We start from the raw sequence: 17,628 nt of genomic DNA, 5'->3' as shown, positions 1-17,628 counted from the left end.
GGTACTGCAGGGGGGACCCTGTGGGAGAGTAGGACACCGCCGGACTTCCTTTAACGAAATGGCCACCCAACGCTGGGTGGCCATTTCGCATTTACGGGCACAATTCCCGGGGAGGACGATCATGTCGACGGACGATTCCAACGAGCGCAGGAGTAACGACGGGCGCTCGAACGACCGTGGCTTCGACCGTGGTCGGTCTGCGCGCGGCGACGGTTCGCCGTCCCGCGGAGAACGGCCTCCCCGCCGTGACGGCGAAAACGCCGGCCGTCCTCGGCGCGACGGTGACCGTCCGTTCCGTCGTGACGGCGATCGCCCCGTCCGCCGGGATGGCGACCGTCCCGTGCGTCGCGATGGCGACCGTCCTGTCCGTCGTGACGGGGAGGCTCGTCCGTACCGGAACGACGGTGACCGTCCGTTCCGTCGTGACGGCGAGCGTCCTGTACGTCGTGACGGCGACCGTCCCGCGCGTCGTGACGGCGACCGACCTGTCCGTCGTGACGGGGAGGCTCGTCCGTACCGGAACGACGGTGACCGTCCGTTCCGCCGTGACGGCGACCGTCCCGTGCGTCGTGACGGCGATCGTCCTGTGCGTCGTGACGGCGAGCGTCCTGTTCGTCGTGACGGCGAGCGTCCTGTACGTCGTGACGGCGAGCGTCCTGTACGTCGTGACGGAGACCGACCTGTGCGTCGTGACGGGGAGGCTCGTCCGTACCGGAATGACGGTGACCGTCCGTTCCGCCGTGATGGCGACCGACCTGTGCGTCGTGACGGGGAGGCGCGCCCGTACCGGAACGACGGTGACCGTCCGTTCCGCCGTGACGGCGACCGTCCCGCGCGTCGTGACGGCGGTGAGCGTGGCTTCGGCGGCGGCGACCGGCGTCCTTCGCGCGACAGCCGCCCGGGCGCGGGAGCGCCCCGTCGCTTCGACCGGGACGATGCGCGCACGACCCGCCCGCCGCAGGACCGGCGCGAACGTGGCCCCGAGCTGCCCGACGACATCACGGCCTTCGACCTGCCCGGCGCGGCGCGCAACGAGCTCAAGACCCTGAGCAAGGACAACGCCGACAACGTCGCCCGGCATCTGGCGATGGCGGCCCGCCTCATCGACGAGGACCCCGCGCTCGCCCACCAGCACGCCCTCGCCGCTTCGCGCAGCGCGGGTCGCGTGGGCGTCGTCCGGGAGACCGTCGCGATCACCGCCTACGCGGTGGGCGACTTCGCGCTCGCCCTGCGCGAGCTGCGCACGCACCGCCGCATCACGGGCTCCGACGAGCAGCTGCCGCTGATCGTCGACAGCGAACGCGGCGTCGGTCGTGCTGACCGCGCACTCGAGGAAGGCCGGGCGGTCGACCGTTCGACTCTGTCGGTGCCCGTGCGCGTCCAGCTGGCGATCGCCATGTCGGGTGCCCGCCTCGACCTCGGGCAGACGGATCGTGCCCTGCAGGAGCTGGAGATCCCCGAGGCCGATCCCGACCGCGCGTTCGAATGGAGCCCCGCTCTCTTCTCCGCGCGTGCGGCCGTCCTCGAGGAGTTGGGGCGCGACGCGGAGGCCGCGGAGTGGCAACGGCGCGCGGACATCGCCGCAGAGGCGCTGGACGCCGCTGCCGGAGTGGCCGATCGCGAGGTCATCGTCGTCGAGGAGATCGACCTGATCGATGACGACGGCGGAGTGGACGTGGCATCCGGTGTCATCCCCGTCGACGACGTCGACGACGACGACACCTCGGACGCGTCCGACGACGCGGCCGGCGCCGAGCCCGACGAGCACTCCCATGCGACGGACCCTGGTTCTGCCACCTCGGACGAGGACGTCGTCTCGGATGACGAGGGGACCGCGGCGGACGACGAGGCCGAGGGGTCGCGATGATCTTCCGTCGTGCGGCCGCGCAGCCCACGCCGTTGGACGGGGTGGACGTCGTGCTCTCCGACCTCGACGGCGTGGTCTATGCGGGCCCGGGGGCACTCCCGCACGCGGTCGACAGCCTCAACCGCGCCCAGGCCGAGGGGCTCCGTCTCGGGTACATCACGAACAACGCCTCGCGCACCGACGCGTCGGTGGCGGAGCACCTGAGTTCGCTCGGGTTGAGCGTCGCGGCCGAGGACGTGGTCACGAGCCCGCAGGCCGCGATGCGGTTGATGAAGGACCTCGTCCCGGCGGGCTCGACGCTCCTCGTCATCGGCGGGGAGGGACTCGTCGTCGAGGTGGAGAAGGCGGGCTTCGTCGTCACCCGCAGCGCCGACGATTCCCCGGCCGCGGTCGTGCAGGGCTTCGCGCCCGAGGTGGGGTGGAAGCACCTCGCCGAGGCCGCCTACGCGCTGGCGACGCCGGTGGAAGAGGGTGGCATCCCCTGGGTGGCCACGAACACCGACTGGACCATTCCTCAGGCGCGGGGCATCGCCCCGGGCAACGGCACGCTCGTGTCGGCCGTCCACACGGCGGTGGGGCGCCTGGCGACCATCGCCGGCAAGCCGGAACGCCCCATCTTCGACGAAGCCGTGGCCCGCACGGGCGCGACGTCGCCGCTGTTCATCGGCGACCGTCTCGACACCGACATCCAGGGTGCGCGCGTCGCCGAGATGCCGTCGGTCCTCGTGCTGACCGGCATCGACCGGCCCAAGCAGGTGCTGGCGGCACCGCCCTCCCAGCGCCCTGATTACATCGTCGAGGACCTTCGCCAGCTGTTCGAGCCGTACCCGGCCACCGTCGTCAAGGGGGACCGCACGCGGGTCGGCGACGCGGTCGTCGAGATCGACGGCGTCGACCTGCGCATCGTGTCGACCGGCGACCGTCAGATCGACCTCCTGCGCGCGGGAGCAGCCGCCATCTGGAACTCGGGCCGGGCCATCTTCGGCTTCCGCGTGCCGGAGCAGCTGTACGCGGACCCGTTCCGGGTGCGCTGACGTCGGTAGCATGGCATCCATGTCGGACGATGCCGCCCCGGATGCCCCGACCGATCTGATCGATCGGCTGCGCCTCATCGAGGAGCAGCCGCTGGACGCGCGCGCGGACGCCTACGCCGCCGTGCACGACGAACTGGCGCAGCGACTTGCGTCGGCCCCCACCGACTCGTCGGCCGCGTCGCGCCCGTGACGACCCGCCTCGACGCGGCACTCGCCGCCCGCGGACTCGCCCGTTCGCGCTCGCACGCGGCGCAGCTCATCGCCTCGGGCGTCGTGAGCGTCGACGGGCGGCCGGTGGTCAAGCCGTCGACGCCGGTCGTGGACGACAACGAGATCTCCGTCGCCGGCGCCGACCATTACGTCAGCCGCGCGGCGCACAAGCTGATCGCGGGACTCGACGCCTTCCCGATCGAGGTGGAGGGGCGCACCGCCCTGGACCTCGGGGCATCGACGGGCGGGTTCACGCAGGTGCTGCGCGAGCGCGGTGCCCGACCGGTCATGGCGGTCGATGTCGGCCACGGGCAGTTGTCCACCGTTCTGGTCGGCGCCCCCGACGTCGTGTCGGTCGAGGGGTATAACGTGCGGTTCATGACCGCCGACTCCCTCGCCGCTGCGACGGGAGTCGACGAGCGCCCGCGCGTGGTGACCGGCGATCTGTCGTTCATCTCGCTGCACCACGTGCTCCCGGCCGTCGCGGACACCGCGGCGCCCGACGCCGACGTGGTCCTGCTGATCAAACCGCAGTTCGAAGTGGGGCGCACGGCGGTGAAGGGCGGACTGGTCACCGACCCCGCCCTGCGCTCCGACGCCGTGCACGGCGTGCTGTGGGCGGCGTGGGACACGGGACTGCGCACGGCCGGCCTGATCGCGTCGCCCCTCGTCGGAACGCACGGCAACCAGGAGTATGTCGCGTGGTTCTCGGCCGTCCGGGGCGGTGACCCCTCAGAATGGGAGAGCACCGTGACCGAACTGACCGGAAGCCGATGACCCCCAGCGATCGCCGAATCCTCCTCGTCGTGCACGCCCGTCGTGACGACACCGTCCATGCCGCCGAGCGCATCCTCACCGCGGTGCGCGCGGCGGGGGCGACCCCCGTCGTCTCGGCGGAGGACCGACCCGAACTGGCCGAGCGGCTCTCGCTCGAGGGCGTCGAGACTCTCGGCGTCGACGTCGACATCGCCGACGTGGAACTCGCGATCGTCCTCGGCGGCGACGGCACCATCTTGCGCGCCGCCGAGACCGTGCGCGGAGGGCGGGCGCCCATCCTCGGCATCAACATGGGGCACGTCGGGTTCCTGGCCGAGATCGAGCGCGACGACATGGACGACGCCGTCCGCCGCGTGATCGCGCGGGACTACACCGTCGAAGAGCGTCTCGCCCTCGCCGTGCGGGTGCTGGATGCCGACGACAGCGTCATCTTCGAGACCTGGGCCCTGAACGAGGCCACTGTCGAGAAGGCCAGCCGGGAGCGCATGCTCGAGGTGGTCATGGAGGTCGACGGCCGACCGCTGTCGTCATTCGGATGCGACGGGGTCGTCGTCGCGTCGCCCACCGGATCGACCGCGTACAACTTCTCGGCCGGGGGGCCGGTCATCTGGCCCACCGTCGAAGCCATCGCCGTGGTGCCGCTGTCAGCGCACGCGCTCTTCGCTCGCCCCCTCGTGGTGAGCCCCGACGCCACGGTCGCCGTCGAGGTGCTCGAGCGCACGAGCGGAAGCGGCATCCTGTGGTGCGACGGTCGTCGCTCTCACGAGCTGCCGCCCGGGGCACGAGTCGTCGTGCGGCGATCGTCGCGGCCGGTGCGTCTCGCCCGCCTGCACCCGGCGGCCTTCACGGATCGACTGGTCCGCAAGTTCCGCCTTCCCGTCACCGGGTGGCGCGGCGCCACCGGAGGTGCGGCGTGATCGAAGAGATGCGGCTCAAAGACCTCGGCGTGATCGCCGACGCGACCCTGCCCATCGGGCGTGGGTTCACGGCGATCACGGGGGAGACCGGCGCGGGCAAGACGATGGTGGTCACGGGTCTCGGACTGCTGCTGGGGCAGCGGGCGGACTCGGGCGCGGTGCGCTCGGGCGCCGCTCAGGCCGCGGTCGAGGGCGTGTGGCTCGTACCGGAGGACGGCCCCGTGGCCGCTCGCGTGCGCGAGGCGGGCGGTGACGTCGAGCCGGTCGGCGAGGGGGCGGCGGAACTGTACCTCGGGCGCACCGTGTCGAGCGAGGGCCGGGGTCGCGCCACCGTAGGCGGCCGGACCGCTCCCGCGGGAGTGCTCGCCGACCTCGCCGACGATCTCGTCGTGGTGCACGGGCAATCCGACCAGTTGCGGCTGCGGTCGGCCTCGGCGCAGCGCGATGCGCTCGACCGCTTCGGCGGAGACACCGTGACCGCGGCCCGGACGGCCTATCGCGCCGCGTGGGACGCCTGGCGCACCCTCGACGCCGAGCTGTCGGCGCTCACCGGCGACCGCGATGACCGGGCGCGCGAAGCCGAGCAGCTGCGTGCCGCGATCGCGGAGATCGAGGCGGCCGCTCCTCTCCCCGGCGAGGAGGACGAGCTCGCGCGCCGCGCCGAGCGCCTCGCGAACGCCGAGGAACTGCGCGTCGCCGCGGTGACCGCGCACGCGGCGCTGTCGAACGAGGACGGCGCCCCCGACGTCGTGTCGCTCCTGGCGGAGGCCCGTCGCGCCCTCGAACGCATCTCCGGAAGCGACGCCGCTCTGGCGGCGATCGGCGAGCAGGTCGCCGATCTGGGGTACCGCGCGACCGATGCCTCCGTCGCGCTGTCGGGCTACCTCGCCGACCTCGACGAATCCGGTCCCCACGAGCTCGCGGCGGTCGACGAGCGCCGCGGGGTGCTCGCGGCACTGGCGCGCACCCACGGCTCCGTGGACGCCGCGATCGAGCTTCTGGCGACGGGATCGGCCCGCCTCGTCGAACTGGACGACGACGGCGATCGCGTCGAGCGTCTCACCGCTCAGCGCGACGCCGCCGCCCGCGAACTCGACGCCGCCGCCGACGCCCTGACCGCGGCCCGCCGGGACGCAGCGGAGCGGCTCGGTGCGGCGGTGACCGAGGAGCTGCACGCCCTCGCCCTTCCCGATGCGCGCTTGACCGTCGACCTGGCTGCCGCCGCCCCCGCGGCGCACGGCCGCGACGACGTCTCGATCCTCCTCGCTCCGCACCCCGGAGCAGACCCGCGGCCGGTGTCGCGCGGGGCGTCGGGCGGAGAGCTCAGCCGTGTGATGCTCGCCATCGAGGTGGTCATCGCCGGCGTCGACCCGGTACCGACGTTCGTCTTCGACGAAGTGGATGCCGGGATCGGCGGCGCCGCGGCCATCGAGGTCGGACGACGTCTGGCGCGCCTGGCCGAATCCTCGCAGGTGATCGCGGTCACGCACCTCGCGCAGGTCGCCGCGTTCGCGGGCAACCACCTCACCGTCGTCAAGGGGAACGACGGCGCGGTCACGGCATCCAGCGTCCGTCGGCTCGACGGAGCGGAGCGCGAAGCGGAGATGGCGCGGCTGCTGTCGGGACTCGCCGACTCGGACGCCGCTCTGACGCACGCGCGGGAACTGCTCGAGACCGGCCGGACCCGCTGATCCGAGTGCTTCGACCCCCGATCGACACGCGGGCGTGACGTGGATGTCGGAAGGGGCTGCCAGACTCTGAGGCGAACCCCCACACCCGACTGATAGGATCGAAGCCCGTGATGCAGACTTCGGACGCGGGACATTCAGACAGCACGACCTTCACGACGAAGCACATCTTCGTGACCGGAGGGGTCGTCTCCTCCCTGGGCAAAGGCCTGACGGCGGCAAGCCTCGGCAACCTCCTCACGGCCCGCGGACTCCGCGTGGTCATGCAGAAGCTCGATCCCTATCTCAACGTGGATCCGGGCACCATGAACCCGTTCCAGCACGGCGAGGTCTTCGTGACCGACGACGGCGCGGAGACCGACCTCGACATCGGCCACTACGAGCGTTTCCTCGACATCGAGCTGAGCCAGGCGGCCAACGTCACGACGGGCCAGATCTACTCGCAGGTCATCGCGCGCGAGCGTCGCGGCGAGTACCTCGGCGACACCGTGCAGGTCATCCCGCACATCACCGACGAGATCAAGCGCCGCATGCGCCTGCAGGCGAGCGAGAGCCCGCAGCCCGACGTCATCATCACCGAGATCGGCGGCACGGTCGGCGACATCGAGTCGCAGCCGTTCATCGAGTCTGCGCGACAGATCCGTCACGAGCTCGGCCGCAAGAACGTCTTCTTCGTGCACGTCTCGCTCGTTCCCTTCATGGGCGCCTCGGGGGAGCAGAAGACCAAGCCGACGCAGCACTCCGTCGCGACCCTGCGCTCCATCGGCATCCAGCCCGACGCCCTCGTGCTGCGCAGCGACCGGCCCGTCACCGAGTCGAACAAGCGCAAGATCGCCCTCATGTGCGACGTCGACGAGGACGCGGTCGTCAACGCCATCGATGTGCCGAGCATCTACGACATCCCGTCGATGATGCACGACCAGGGTCTCGACGCGTACATCGTCGACGCTCTCGAGATCTCCAAGGCCGCCGACGTGGACTGGTCGCGCTGGAACCGCGTGCTGCAGGCGGTGCACAACCCCAAGCACGAGGTCACGATTGGTCTCGTCGGCAAGTACATCGACCTTCCCGACGCCTACCTGTCGGTCACCGAGGCCATCAAGGCCGGTGGCTTCGGGCAGGAGACCCACGTCAAGATCACGTGGATCCCGTCCGACCTGTGCGAGACGCCCGAGGGGGCGGCCAAGGCCCTCGGAGCCGTCGACGGCATCATCGTGCCGGGCGGGTTCGGCATCCGCGGCATCGAGGGCAAGCTCGGTGCGCTGCGCTTCGCTCGCGAGCAGGGCATCCCCACTCTCGGCATCTGCCTCGGCCTGCAGTGCATGGTCATCGAGTACGCGCGTACCGTCGCCGGTCTCGAGGGCGCGTCGTCGAGCGAATTCGATCCCGACACCGCGCACCCCGTCGTGGCGACGATGGCCGAGCAGATCGACATCCTCGAGAGCGGCGACCTGGGCGGCACGATGCGTCTGGGGCTGTACCCGGCCGCCCTCGCGGAGGGCTCGCTCGCGGCGGAGGTCTATGGAGCGAACAGCATCTCGGAGCGCCACCGCCACCGCTACGAGGTCAACAACGCCTACCGTCAGCAGCTCAGCGACGCGGGCCTGGTGTTCTCGGGACTGAACCCCGACCTCGACCTCGTGGAGTTCGTCGAGCTTCCGCGCGACGTGCACCCGTACTACATCGCCACGCAGGCGCATCCCGAGCTGCGCTCGCGTCCGACCGAGCCGCACCCGCTGTTCCGCGGGCTCGTCGGCGCGGCCCTCGAGCGTCACCGCTCGAGCGAACTGTTCGACGTCGAGGAGGACTGACGTGGAGCAGCTGCGCGACGAGCCGGTCGACCTCGAGGTCGTCTCGACCGAGGTGGTCTACGAGGGTGCCGTATGGGACGTCCGCAGCGACACCGTGCGCTACGGCGACGGGGAGATGACCCGCCAGTACGTCGAGCACCCCGGGGCCGCGGCCGTCGTGGCGATCGACGACGAGGGACGGGTCGTGCTCATCCAGCAGTACCGCCACCCCATCAAGGAGCGCGACTGGGAGATCCCGGCTGGCCTGCTCGATGTGGCGGGCGAGCCGCCGATCGAGACCGCGAAGCGCGAGCTGACCGAGGAGGTCGACCTCGAAGCCGACCGCTGGCAGCACCTGCTGTCGATGCACACCACCCCCGGGGGCAATGACGAGGTCGTGCATCTCTTCCTCGCGCGCGGCCTGCGCACGGTCGAGACCGACTACGAGCGCGAGCACGAGGAGTCCGACATGCGGGTGGAGCGCGTGCCGCTCGCCGACGTGATCGACGGGGTCATCGCCGGGCGCCTGCGCAACGGCATCCTGGCCGCGGGGGCGCTCGCCGCGGCCGAGATCCTCCGCCGCGAGGCCGCGTCGGCCTGACGTGGAGCTCGAGCGCGCCGTCGAGACGTATCTGCGTCACATCGCGCTCGAGCGGGGCCTGTCGGATCACACCGTCGCCGCGTACCGCCGCGATCTGGACGTGTACGTGGAGTGGCTCCGCGCACGCGGGATCGTAGACGTCGACGCGGTGACGCCGGAACGGGTCGCCGACTTCGGCGCGGAGCGCGCCTCGGCCGAGCCCCCTCCCGCGGCATCGTCCCTGGCGCGGATGCAGTCGTCCGTGCGGGGGCTCCACCGCTTCCTCGTGCGCGAGGGGCGGTCCGAGGCCGATCCGAGCGGACGCCTGCGGCCGCCGAAGGCGCCCCGGCGTCTGCCGAAGGCACTGACGATCACGCAGGTCGACGCCCTGCTGGATGCCGCGGGACCGGTGCCCGGATCCGCGGACGCCACGGCCGCGGACCCCGCTGCGGTGCGCGATCGGGCGCTGCTCGAACTGCTCTACGCGACGGGAGCCCGCGTGTCGGAGATCGTCCACCTCGACGTCGACGACGTCGCTCGGGGGGACCTGCTGCGCGTGCGGGGCAAGGGCGACAAGGAGCGCATCGTGCCGGTCGGCTCGTACGCCCGGGCTGCCCTCGATGCCTACCTGACGCGCGTGCGACCCGCCCTCGCCGCGAAGGGACGCGCGACGCCGCGCCTCTTCCTCGGCGTGCGCGGCGCCCCGCTGTCGCGTCAGAGCGCCTGGCTGATCATCCAGGCCGCGGCCGAGGGCGCGGGGCTCACCGCCCACGTCTCACCGCACACCCTGCGGCACTCGTTCGCGACGCATCTGCTGCAGGGCGGCGCCGACGTGCGGGTCGTGCAGGAGCTGTTGGGCCACGCCTCGGTCGCGACGACCCAGATCTACACGCACGTCTCGGTCGACGCGCTGCGCGACGTGTACGCGACCTCTCATCCGCGGGCGCGGTGACGCGCGGGACGCGCCGGTCGTGCCGGCGGTGCGCACCGCGGCCGTCGCCCGGGCACTCCCGGTCGCCGGTCTCGGCATCCTGAGGCTCATCGTCGTCGCCGTCGAGCGACGTGACCGACGCGGAGGGCCGGCGGGGCCCTCGGCACACCGGTGACGGCGCGGTGCGTGGCGGTCGGCCTGGGAGGATAGGGGGATGACCGCCACCCTCGTTGCCCAGAACCTCGCCGGGGGATACGGCCACCGCACGCTCTTCGAGGGCGTCGACCTCACGGTCGCGCCCGGCGACGTGGTCGGGCTCGTCGGGGCCAACGGGGCCGGTAAGTCGACCCTGCTGCGGCTGCTCGCCGGGGCCGACGAGCCCCTCGCCGGAACCGTCAGCCTCGCGCCCGCCGATGCGTTCGTCGGGTGGCTTCCGCAGGAGCACGAGCGCGTCGCGGGTGAGACGGTCGCGCAGTACATCGCTCGTCGCACCGGGTGCGCGGAGGCGACCCGCGAGATGGATGCCACGGCGGCAGCCCTCGGCGACCCCACGGCCGTGGGCGCTGACGACGCCTACGCCACGGCCCTCGAGCGATGGCTCGCGAGCGGCGCCGCCGACCTCGACGAGCGGATGCCGCAGGTTCTGGCCGACCTCGGGCTGAAGGTGGGACCGGATGCCGAGATGACCGGGCTCTCCGGGGGTCAGGCGGCGCGCGTGGGGCTCGCGGCGCTGCTGCTGTCGCGCTTCGACATCGCGCTCCTCGACGAGCCCACGAACGACCTCGACCTCGACGGCCTCGAGCGGCTCGAAGACTTCGTGCGGGGCCTGCGCGGCGGCGTGGTGCTGGTCAGCCATGACCGCGAGTTCCTCGCCAGATCGGTGACCCGGGTGCTCGAGCTCGACCTGGCGCAGAACACGCACCGCGTCTACGGCGGAGGGTACGACGCCTACCTCGAGGAGCGCGCGACGCTGCGGCGACAGGCGCGGGAGAAGTACGAGGAGTACGCCGAGACGAAGGCCGATCTCGTTTCTCGAGCCCGGACGCAGCGCGAGTGGTCGAGCCAGGGTGTTCGTAACGCGATGAAGAAGTCCCCCGACAACGACAAGATCCGCCGCAAGGCCGCTACCGAGTCGAGTGAGAAGCAGGCGCAGAAGGTGCGGCAGATGGAGAGCCGTATCGCGCGACTCGACGAGGTCGAGGAGCCCCGTAAGGAGTGGCAGCTCGAATTCACGATCGGGTCGGCCCCGCGGTCGAGCTCGGTCGTGTCGACGCTCTCCGGGGCCGTGTTCCGACAGGGCGACTTCACCCTTGGACCCGTCTCGGTCCAGATCAACGCCGGCGAACGCATCGGCATCACCGGGCCGAACGGTGCCGGGAAGTCGACGCTGCTGCGCGGCATCCTGGGTCGACAGTCGCCCGACGAGGGCACGGCGTCGCTCGGGACGAGCGTCGCGATCGGCGAGATCGACCAGGCGCGGTCGCTGCTGGTGGGGGAGCGGCCGCTCGCGGAGACGTTCGAGGCGCTCGTGCCGGAGCTGAACGCCGGGGAGGTCCGCACTCTGCTGGCGAAGTTCGGCCTCAAAGCCGATCACGTCACCCGGCCGGTCGACGGGCTGTCGCCGGGCGAGCGGACGCGCGCGGGGCTCGCGCTGCTGCAGGCGCGCGGGGTCAACGTGCTCGTGCTCGACGAGCCGACGAACCACCTCGACCTTCCCGCGATCGAGCAGTTGGAACAGGCGCTGGGCTCGTACACCGGGACGCTGCTGCTGGTCACCCACGACCGGCGCATGCTCGCGGCCGTCGAGACCGATCGTCGCTGGCACGTGGAGGCCGGGCGGGTCTCGGAGCTCTAGGTCCGGTCGCCAGGGGCCGGCTCGGCCCGCCGATAAACGCTCTCTGCACCGAGAAACGCTCGCCGACGGCGTTCCTCGGTGCAGAGAGCGTTTATCGAGATGCGAGGCCGCTGCCCTCACGCCCGTGACGAGGAGTGCCGTGTGAGCAGGGTTCCTGGGCACAGGCAGCGGTGAGCGCCGGGTCGACCCGACGATCGATCAGCCGTGGAAGGGCGAAGGAGGGTTCCGCGGGTCAGCGGCCCTGGCGCTTCTTGTAGGGCTTGGGCTGACCCTTCACGATCGGCGCGCGACCCTTCCCCTTGTTGGCCTTGGCCTTGCCGCCGCCGGGAGCCTTCTGCTTCGGCGCGGGCGGAGGCGCATCGGCGATGCGCCGGTGGGCCTCCTCGAGCAGCAGGGCGCCCGCGGGCAGCAGGCGCGTGGGCGCCGTGCGCTGCACGAGCGGCTGGCCCACCTCCTCCTCGAGCTTGTCGAGCGTCGTGTAGAGCGAGGCGAGGGGGATGCCGAGCTTGTCGGCCGCGCGCGGGAAGTGCAGCTCCTCGGCGAGGGCGGCGAACCGGACGAGGTGCTCGAGCTTCATGGCATCCATTCTCCCGTGCGGAGCCACGTGGTGGTGAGTGTCCAGGACACGCCGCGTCGCGAGAAGTGCGTACGGCGTGTCCTGGACACTCGGCAAGGAGGGGTCAGGCGGCGGTGGATGCCAGGAAGCGGTCGGCGGTGCGCAGGGACAGCGCCATGATCGTCAGGGCGGGATTCGCGGCGATCGCCGAAGGGAAGACGGAGTTGTCGCAGATCCACAGGTTGGGGATCTCGTGGGAGCGGCCGTCGGCGTCCACCACGCCGTCCGAGGGATCGCTCGACATGCGGCACGTGCCGATCGTGTGGGCCGTCCGGGCCAGCACCATCGTCTCGCGTGCGCCGGCGGCCTCCATCACCCGCAACATGAACGCCGTCGCGTGCTTGTCGATCGCCTTCTCGTTCTCTCCGGCGGTGAAACTCACGCGCGCCCGCGGGATGCCGAATTCGTCGGTCTCGTCGCTCAGCACCAACCGGTTGTCGTCGGCCGGCAGGCAGTCGGCGTTGATGCCGATGCCCGCCATGAAGCGCGCCTGCTCGAGCCGCTGCATGAGCTCGGGACCCCACAGGCCCCCGCCGCGCACGAGCGTCGTCGAGAAGGTCACGGGCATGACACCGAGGCTCTGGACGAGGTAGCCGCCCGCGAAATCCGCGTCCGCCGGGCGCATCATGTCTTCGGAGATGAGCGACGACGGATAGCCGCGGTGTCCGCGCACCGGCTCGTCGAAGCGTCCCCACACCTGGGTCGCGCCGTGCGCGAGGAAGTTGCGGCCCACCTGACCGTTGTCGTTGGCCAGTCCCGTGTGCAGCAGCAGTCGCGGGGTCTCGACCCCGCCGCCCGCGAGCACGAGCGCCCGGCAGCGCTGACGGCGATCCACGCCGTCCTTGCGGTACACGACCGCGGAGACGTGGCCGCGGTCGTCGAGCTCGATGCCGTGCACCATCGACTCGCTGCGGATCTCGGCGCCGGCCGCGACCGCCACCGGCAGGTAGGTGTTCGCGGTGGAGGCTTTGGCATCCACCCGGCATCCCTGATGGCACTCACCGCAGTTGACGCAGGCGCTGCGCTCGCCGTGGTGGTCCTGCAGGCGTGCACGCGTGAGGACCGCGGCGGGGGCATCGGCCCACCGCACGCCCAGGGCGTCGCAGCCCTTGGCCACCAGGTTCGCGGGCGCGTTGCGCTTCGCGGGGGCGTAGGCGTAGGTGCGGCTGGGGTCCCACGGGTAGGGACTCGGGCCCGAGACGCCGATGTCGCCCTCGACGCGCTCGACGTACGACAACAGTTCGTCGGGGTCGACCGGCCAGTCGCGGCCCACGCCCGACTCCGTGCGGAGGGCGAGATCACGGCGGTCGGGACGCGGCGTGAAGGCACCCCAGTGCAGCATCGAGCCGCCGACGCCGCGACCGCTGTTGTTCGGTCCGAACGCCGTGGGGTCATCGCCGCCGCTCAGGCGCTCCGACATCCAGTTGATCTCGACCGCTTCGGTCTCGTCGGGGGTCAGGTCGTCGAGCGCGAAGTGGCGCCCGGCCTCGAGGGCGACGACGCTGAGACCCTTGCGGGCCAGTTCGGCCGTGAGCGGCGCACCGCCGGCGCCGGTTCCGACGACGACGACGTCGACCGTCTCGTCATCGGCGAACGTGCGCATGGCTTCGAGGTTCATGCGGCGTCTCCCGTCGCGATCGTGCCGCCGACTCCGGACGGCTCCCAGTCTTCTCGGCGTCCCAACCGCAGCTCCACGTAGCCGCGGATGGGCGAGCCGCCGGTGGCGAACCCGTCGTACCCGACGCGCGCCATGCTCGCGGGGTGCGCGAGCCACTGACGGACGAGGTCGTTACGCACGTCCTCGAGCCACACCTTCAGACGTGCCGCGTCGAACGGGCCCTCGGCGGTGCTGTCGCCCTCGATCGCCGCGCGCAGGATGCTCTCGCGATCGGCGGGGTCCGTCGGCCAGACGGCCGCGAGCGTGTCGAGTCCGGCGCGGTATGCCTCGGGGTCGGGCGGCAGGTCGGCATTGCGCCACCCGTCCCCCTCTCCGCGCGCCACCTGCGCGTCGACGCGGGCGGCGAGATCGATCGCGGGGCCGTCCTGCGGGATCACCAGGTCGGCGACCTCGCGCAGAAGAGTCAACTGCGCCAGGTCGAGCACCGCGGGCGCGTATCCGCGGTCGTCGGGCAGTGCCCGACGGGCCAGGATGCCGCGCACCCGGTCATCGACGCGATCGCCGGCGATGAGGCGGGCCCAGTCATCGGCGACGACGGGACCGACCCGCACCTCCTCGTCGACGAAGCGGGCGATCGCCTCGGCCGCCTCGGCGTCGCGTTCGAGCGGGATCAGGTGCCCCGTGTCGGGAAGAGCGACGAAGCGGGCCCGCGGGTAGACCGAGGCCAGCAGGCCGGGCTGAGCCGCGGCGCCGAGATCGGCGTCGTCCTCACCGGCCAGCACGAGCGCCGGCAGGTCGAGCAGGCCCACCTCGGCCGAGGCGTCGACGGTGCTGCCCGTCTCGAGCCACGCGCGCCACGCCGCGGGAGAGGTGCGGCGCAGGCCGTCGAGGGCGACCGCGTGCGCCTCGGCGTCGAGCGGCTCGGCGACGTTCTGGGCGAGGAAGGTCTCGGCATCCTCATCGGAGAGCGGTCCGTCGGCGACCCACGAGAGCATGCGCTGACGCCGCTCCTCGTCCATGGGCTCGGGGCGGGGCGGCGACGGGGCCATGAGGACGACGCCGGCCAGGCCGAACAGGGCCGCCTCTCCGCGCAGGACGCGGGAGGCCACGAGAGCCGTGATCTTGCCGCCCATGCTGTGGCCGCCCAGCAGCCATCGGCCGCCCTCGTGCGCCGCCAGCGCCTTCTCGACGTGGGCCACGGAGTGGGCGAGGTCTGTCTCGGTGGCGTGAGCTTCGGAGCCGAATCCGGGGAGGTCGATGCCGACGACGCGGACGCGTCCGGCCAGTCGCGCGGCCACACGGTCGAACGACCGGGCGCTCGCTCCGAGCGCATGCAGCATGTACAGGGTGAGGGGCGCCTCGTCGGGAGCGGAGGCGGTGTCTTCGGACATGTCTTCACCGTTTCGTACCGCGCGGTCGGGGAAGGGTCGCTTGCGGATCCGAACGTTTTACGCAAGCGAGCGGCGAGGGCAGAACGTCGGACGTCGGAACGGGCGGCCTCACCGCGTCGGGCGCCGTCGTCGCCCGGCGAGACGGGATCTCCGCCGTGAGACGACGAACGCCCCGGCCGTCGGGTGAAGGACGGCCGGGGCGCGCATCGACGCCGGGTCAGGGGGTGACCATGCCGCCGTTGACGTTCAGCGTCTCGCCCGAGACGTAGCTGGATTCGGCGGATGCCAGGAAGACGAACGCGGGCGCGATCTCGGCGGGCTGCCCCGCGCGCTGATACGTGCTCTCGTCGTCGAAGTGCTCCATCTGGTCGTCGGAGACCCCCTGGCTCACCTGCAGCGCCGACCAGGTCGGGCCGGGCGCGACCACGTTCACGCGGATGCCGCGGGAGGCGAGCTGCTGCGCGAGGCCCTTCGACAGGTTGTTGATCGCCGCCTTCGTGGCGGCGTAGTCGAGGCGGTCGGGTGCCGGGACATAGGCCTCGAGAGACGCGGTGTTGATGATCGAGCCGCCCTCCGGGAGGTGGGCGAGCGCGGCCTTGGTGATCCAGAACGGCGCGAAGACGTTCGTGCGGAACGTCTGCTCGAACTGCTCGTCGGAGAGGTCGTCGACCTTCTCGACCATGACCTGCTTTCCGGCGTTGTTCACCACGATGTCCAGTCCACCGAGCGCCTCGGCCGCGTGGGCGACGAGGTCGCGGCACGCGCCCGGGTCGGTGATGTCGGTCGCGATCGAGACGCCGGTGCGGCCGGCATCCCGGATCTGGTCGAGGATGTGGTCGGCGTCACGCTGCTCGTCGGGCAGGTGCACGATCGCGACGTCGGCGCCCTCGCGGGCGAAGGCGATCGCGACGGCCCCGCCGATCCCCGAGTCGCCGCCGGTGATGAGGGCCTTGCGTCCGGTCAGGCGTCCGAGGCCGCGGTAGGTCTTCTCGCCCAGGTCGGGCACGGGCGTCATATCGGCCTGCACCCCCGGCTCGGGCTGGTGCTGCACGGGCGGTTCGACGCGGGCGTAACGCGTGACCGGGTTGTCGAAGGTGAACTGGTCGCGATCGTGGCTCATGCGACGACGGTAGACAGGGGCCGGCTGTCCTGGCGGGGCCTTGACGGCTCGGGGTGGCGGCGCCCACGGGCGCGTGTCACCCGGGCCTCTCCCGCGCGGAGCGGGACCGTGCGCTCGTCGTGCGGTTCTACCGTCTCGAGGTGCCTCCCGCGATCGATCAGCCCCGCCCGCCTCGTGTCGTCCTCCATCTCGTGGACCGCACGACCGGCGGCGTGCCCGTCGCCGTCCGCAGCTACATCGCGAACACGCCCGCGGGTCTGACGCACGTCGTGGCCTCCCCGCACCTCGACGGCGCTCCGGCTCCGGTCTGGCGGGAGGGGAGCGGGGTGGGGGAGATCCGCCATGTCGCCTGGGACGTCACCACACCGCTACGCGCGCTGTCGTCGCTGCGCCGGATCCTCACCGACGTGCGCCCCGATGTCGTACACGCCCACTCCAGCTTCCCCGGTGTCTACGCGCGGGTGCTCGGGGCGGGAAGGGCGCGGCTCGTGTACACCCCGCACTGCTTCGCCTTCGAGCGTCGCGACATCGGCGCCGCAACCCGGATGCTGTACCGCGCGGTCGAGGGGATCCTGCGCCCCCGCGCCGACGTCCTGGCGGCAGGCGGCCCCGGCGAGGCGCTCGCCGCCGCGGGCCTCGGCTATCCCGAGGACCGGCTCCTCGTCATCCCCAACGTGCCGTCGGTGAGCCGCGCTCCGTCGGCGCGGCCCCGGTCGGAGAGCGCGGCGGACACGGTGACCGTGGGGATGCTGGGCCGCTGGGCGCCGCAGAAGGATCCCGACGCGTTCGTCTCCGTCGTCCGCGGTCTGCGGGCCGAGCTGCCGGGGGTGAATGTGCGGGCGAAGTGGATCGGCGGGGGAGAGGGGGCCGAGGACGCGCCGGATGACGTCGAGGTCACCGGGTGGCAGTCGCCGGAGGGGGTCGCCGCCGAGCTCGCCGGCCTCGACGTCTACGTGCACACGGCGGCGTGGGAGGCGGCCGTGGCGATCGCCGTGCTCGATGCGTACGAATGCGGCATCCCCATCCTCGCCCGATCGATCCCGGCCATGCCTGAGCTGCCCCCGGCGGTGCGTCTGGACACCGGGATGCCGAGGCTCGTCGAGGCGGTGCGGGCGGGACGTCTGGACCACTGGGCGGCCGACAATCGCGCGCGGTGGGGGCGCTACCTCGCGGGTCGGTTCACACCGCCGTCTCAGCGCGCCGCGCTGGAGCGCGTCTGGGGGTGAGGGGCGAC

General features: G+C 72.0%; 16 protein-coding genes. 11 read left to right on the top strand and 5 right to left on the bottom strand.

What is annotated here, in order from left to right:
- Positions 1 to 91: 91 nt before the first annotated feature.
- On the bottom strand, positions 92 to 1,081 hold the full coding sequence (locus ACFZA2_RS16405) for a hypothetical protein (RefSeq protein WP_391406908.1): 990 nt from the start codon (positions 1,079 to 1,081) through the stop codon (positions 92 to 94).
- Positions 1,082 to 1,087: 6 nt separating this feature from the next.
- Between ACFZA2_RS16405 and ACFZA2_RS16400 the strand changes: the two genes are divergently transcribed.
- The 10 genes from ACFZA2_RS16400 (at position 1,088) to ACFZA2_RS16355 (ending at position 11,649) form a co-directional block, all read left to right on the top strand.
- Positions 1,088 to 1,867, top strand: a complete 780-nt coding sequence (locus ACFZA2_RS16400) for a hypothetical protein (protein ID WP_391406906.1) — start codon at positions 1,088 to 1,090, stop codon at positions 1,865 to 1,867.
- The gene (locus ACFZA2_RS16395; RefSeq protein ID WP_391406904.1) at positions 1,864 to 2,901 is read left to right on the top strand and encodes an HAD-IIA family hydrolase; all 1,038 of its coding nucleotides are present in this window, start codon (positions 1,864 to 1,866) and stop codon (positions 2,899 to 2,901) included. Before ACFZA2_RS16400 ends, ACFZA2_RS16395 begins: the two co-directional genes overlap by 4 nt.
- A 19-nt stretch (positions 2,902 to 2,920) precedes the next feature.
- Positions 2,921 to 3,091: a hypothetical protein gene (locus ACFZA2_RS16390; RefSeq protein WP_391406902.1), complete on the top strand. Its 171-nt coding sequence runs from the start codon at positions 2,921 to 2,923 to the stop codon at positions 3,089 to 3,091.
- On the top strand, positions 3,088 to 3,888 hold the full coding sequence (locus tag ACFZA2_RS16385) for a TlyA family RNA methyltransferase (protein WP_391406900.1): 801 nt from the start codon (positions 3,088 to 3,090) through the stop codon (positions 3,886 to 3,888). The genes ACFZA2_RS16390 and ACFZA2_RS16385 overlap by 4 nt, the downstream gene beginning before the upstream one ends.
- On the top strand, positions 3,885 to 4,805 hold the full coding sequence (locus ACFZA2_RS16380) for an NAD kinase (RefSeq protein WP_315995250.1): 921 nt from the start codon (positions 3,885 to 3,887) through the stop codon (positions 4,803 to 4,805). Before ACFZA2_RS16385 ends, ACFZA2_RS16380 begins: the two co-directional genes overlap by 4 nt.
- On the top strand, positions 4,802 to 6,496 hold the full coding sequence (recN, locus tag ACFZA2_RS16375; RefSeq protein ID WP_391406897.1) for a DNA repair protein RecN: 1,695 nt from the start codon (positions 4,802 to 4,804) through the stop codon (positions 6,494 to 6,496). The genes ACFZA2_RS16380 and recN overlap by 4 nt, the downstream gene beginning before the upstream one ends.
- Positions 6,497 to 6,606: 110 nt before the next feature.
- Positions 6,607 to 8,304, top strand: coding sequence for a CTP synthase (locus tag ACFZA2_RS16370; RefSeq protein WP_391406950.1), 1,698 nt, complete (start codon positions 6,607 to 6,609; stop codon positions 8,302 to 8,304).
- A 1-nt stretch (position 8,305) separates the two neighbouring features.
- On the top strand, positions 8,306 to 8,884 hold the full coding sequence (locus ACFZA2_RS16365; RefSeq protein WP_391406895.1) for an NUDIX domain-containing protein: 579 nt from the start codon (positions 8,306 to 8,308) through the stop codon (positions 8,882 to 8,884).
- A gap of 1 nt (position 8,885) precedes the next feature.
- Positions 8,886 to 9,815 (top strand): site-specific tyrosine recombinase XerD, encoded by a 930-nt coding sequence (gene xerD, locus ACFZA2_RS16360; protein ID WP_391406893.1) that lies wholly within the window; start codon positions 8,886 to 8,888, stop codon positions 9,813 to 9,815.
- 193 nt (positions 9,816 to 10,008) lie between these two features.
- Positions 10,009 to 11,649 (top strand): ABC-F family ATP-binding cassette domain-containing protein, encoded by a 1,641-nt coding sequence (locus tag ACFZA2_RS16355; RefSeq protein ID WP_391406891.1) that lies wholly within the window; start codon positions 10,009 to 10,011, stop codon positions 11,647 to 11,649.
- 232 nt (positions 11,650 to 11,881) lie between these two features.
- On the opposite strand, the gene ACFZA2_RS16350 is transcribed toward ACFZA2_RS16355, so the two are convergent.
- From ACFZA2_RS16350 to ACFZA2_RS16335, 4 genes are all read right to left on the bottom strand, one after another.
- The gene (locus ACFZA2_RS16350; RefSeq protein ID WP_315995245.1) at positions 11,882 to 12,226 is read right to left on the bottom strand and encodes a LysR family transcriptional regulator; all 345 of its coding nucleotides are present in this window, start codon (positions 12,224 to 12,226) and stop codon (positions 11,882 to 11,884) included.
- A gap of 103 nt (positions 12,227 to 12,329) precedes the next feature.
- Entirely contained in the window at positions 12,330 to 13,883 is a 1,554-nt protein-coding gene (locus ACFZA2_RS16345) for a GMC family oxidoreductase (protein ID WP_391406889.1), read from the bottom strand.
- Positions 13,880 to 15,274 (bottom strand): alpha/beta fold hydrolase, encoded by a 1,395-nt coding sequence (locus ACFZA2_RS16340; RefSeq protein ID WP_391406887.1) that lies wholly within the window; start codon positions 15,272 to 15,274, stop codon positions 13,880 to 13,882. Before ACFZA2_RS16340 ends, ACFZA2_RS16345 begins: the two co-directional genes overlap by 4 nt.
- A 217-nt stretch (positions 15,275 to 15,491) precedes the next feature.
- Positions 15,492 to 16,394 carry an SDR family oxidoreductase gene (locus ACFZA2_RS16335; RefSeq protein ID WP_315995242.1) on the bottom strand — a complete coding sequence of 301 codons (903 nt, stop codon included), beginning with the start codon at positions 16,392 to 16,394 and terminating at the stop codon, positions 15,492 to 15,494.
- A gap of 140 nt (positions 16,395 to 16,534) precedes the next feature.
- On the opposite strand from ACFZA2_RS16335, the gene ACFZA2_RS16330 reads away from it, so the two are divergent.
- Positions 16,535 to 17,620, top strand: a complete 1,086-nt coding sequence (locus ACFZA2_RS16330) for a glycosyltransferase family 4 protein (protein WP_391406884.1) — start codon at positions 16,535 to 16,537, stop codon at positions 17,618 to 17,620.
- Positions 17,621 to 17,628 lie beyond the last annotated feature (8 nt).

It is taken from the genome of Microbacterium sp. NPDC007973 (genome assembly GCF_042958465.1).
In the GTDB taxonomy this organism is placed as follows: domain Bacteria; phylum Actinomycetota; class Actinomycetes; order Actinomycetales; family Microbacteriaceae; genus Microbacterium; species Microbacterium galbum.
Note: the sequence above shows the minus strand (reverse complement) of the source record. Positions and strands in the feature narration are given on the sequence as shown.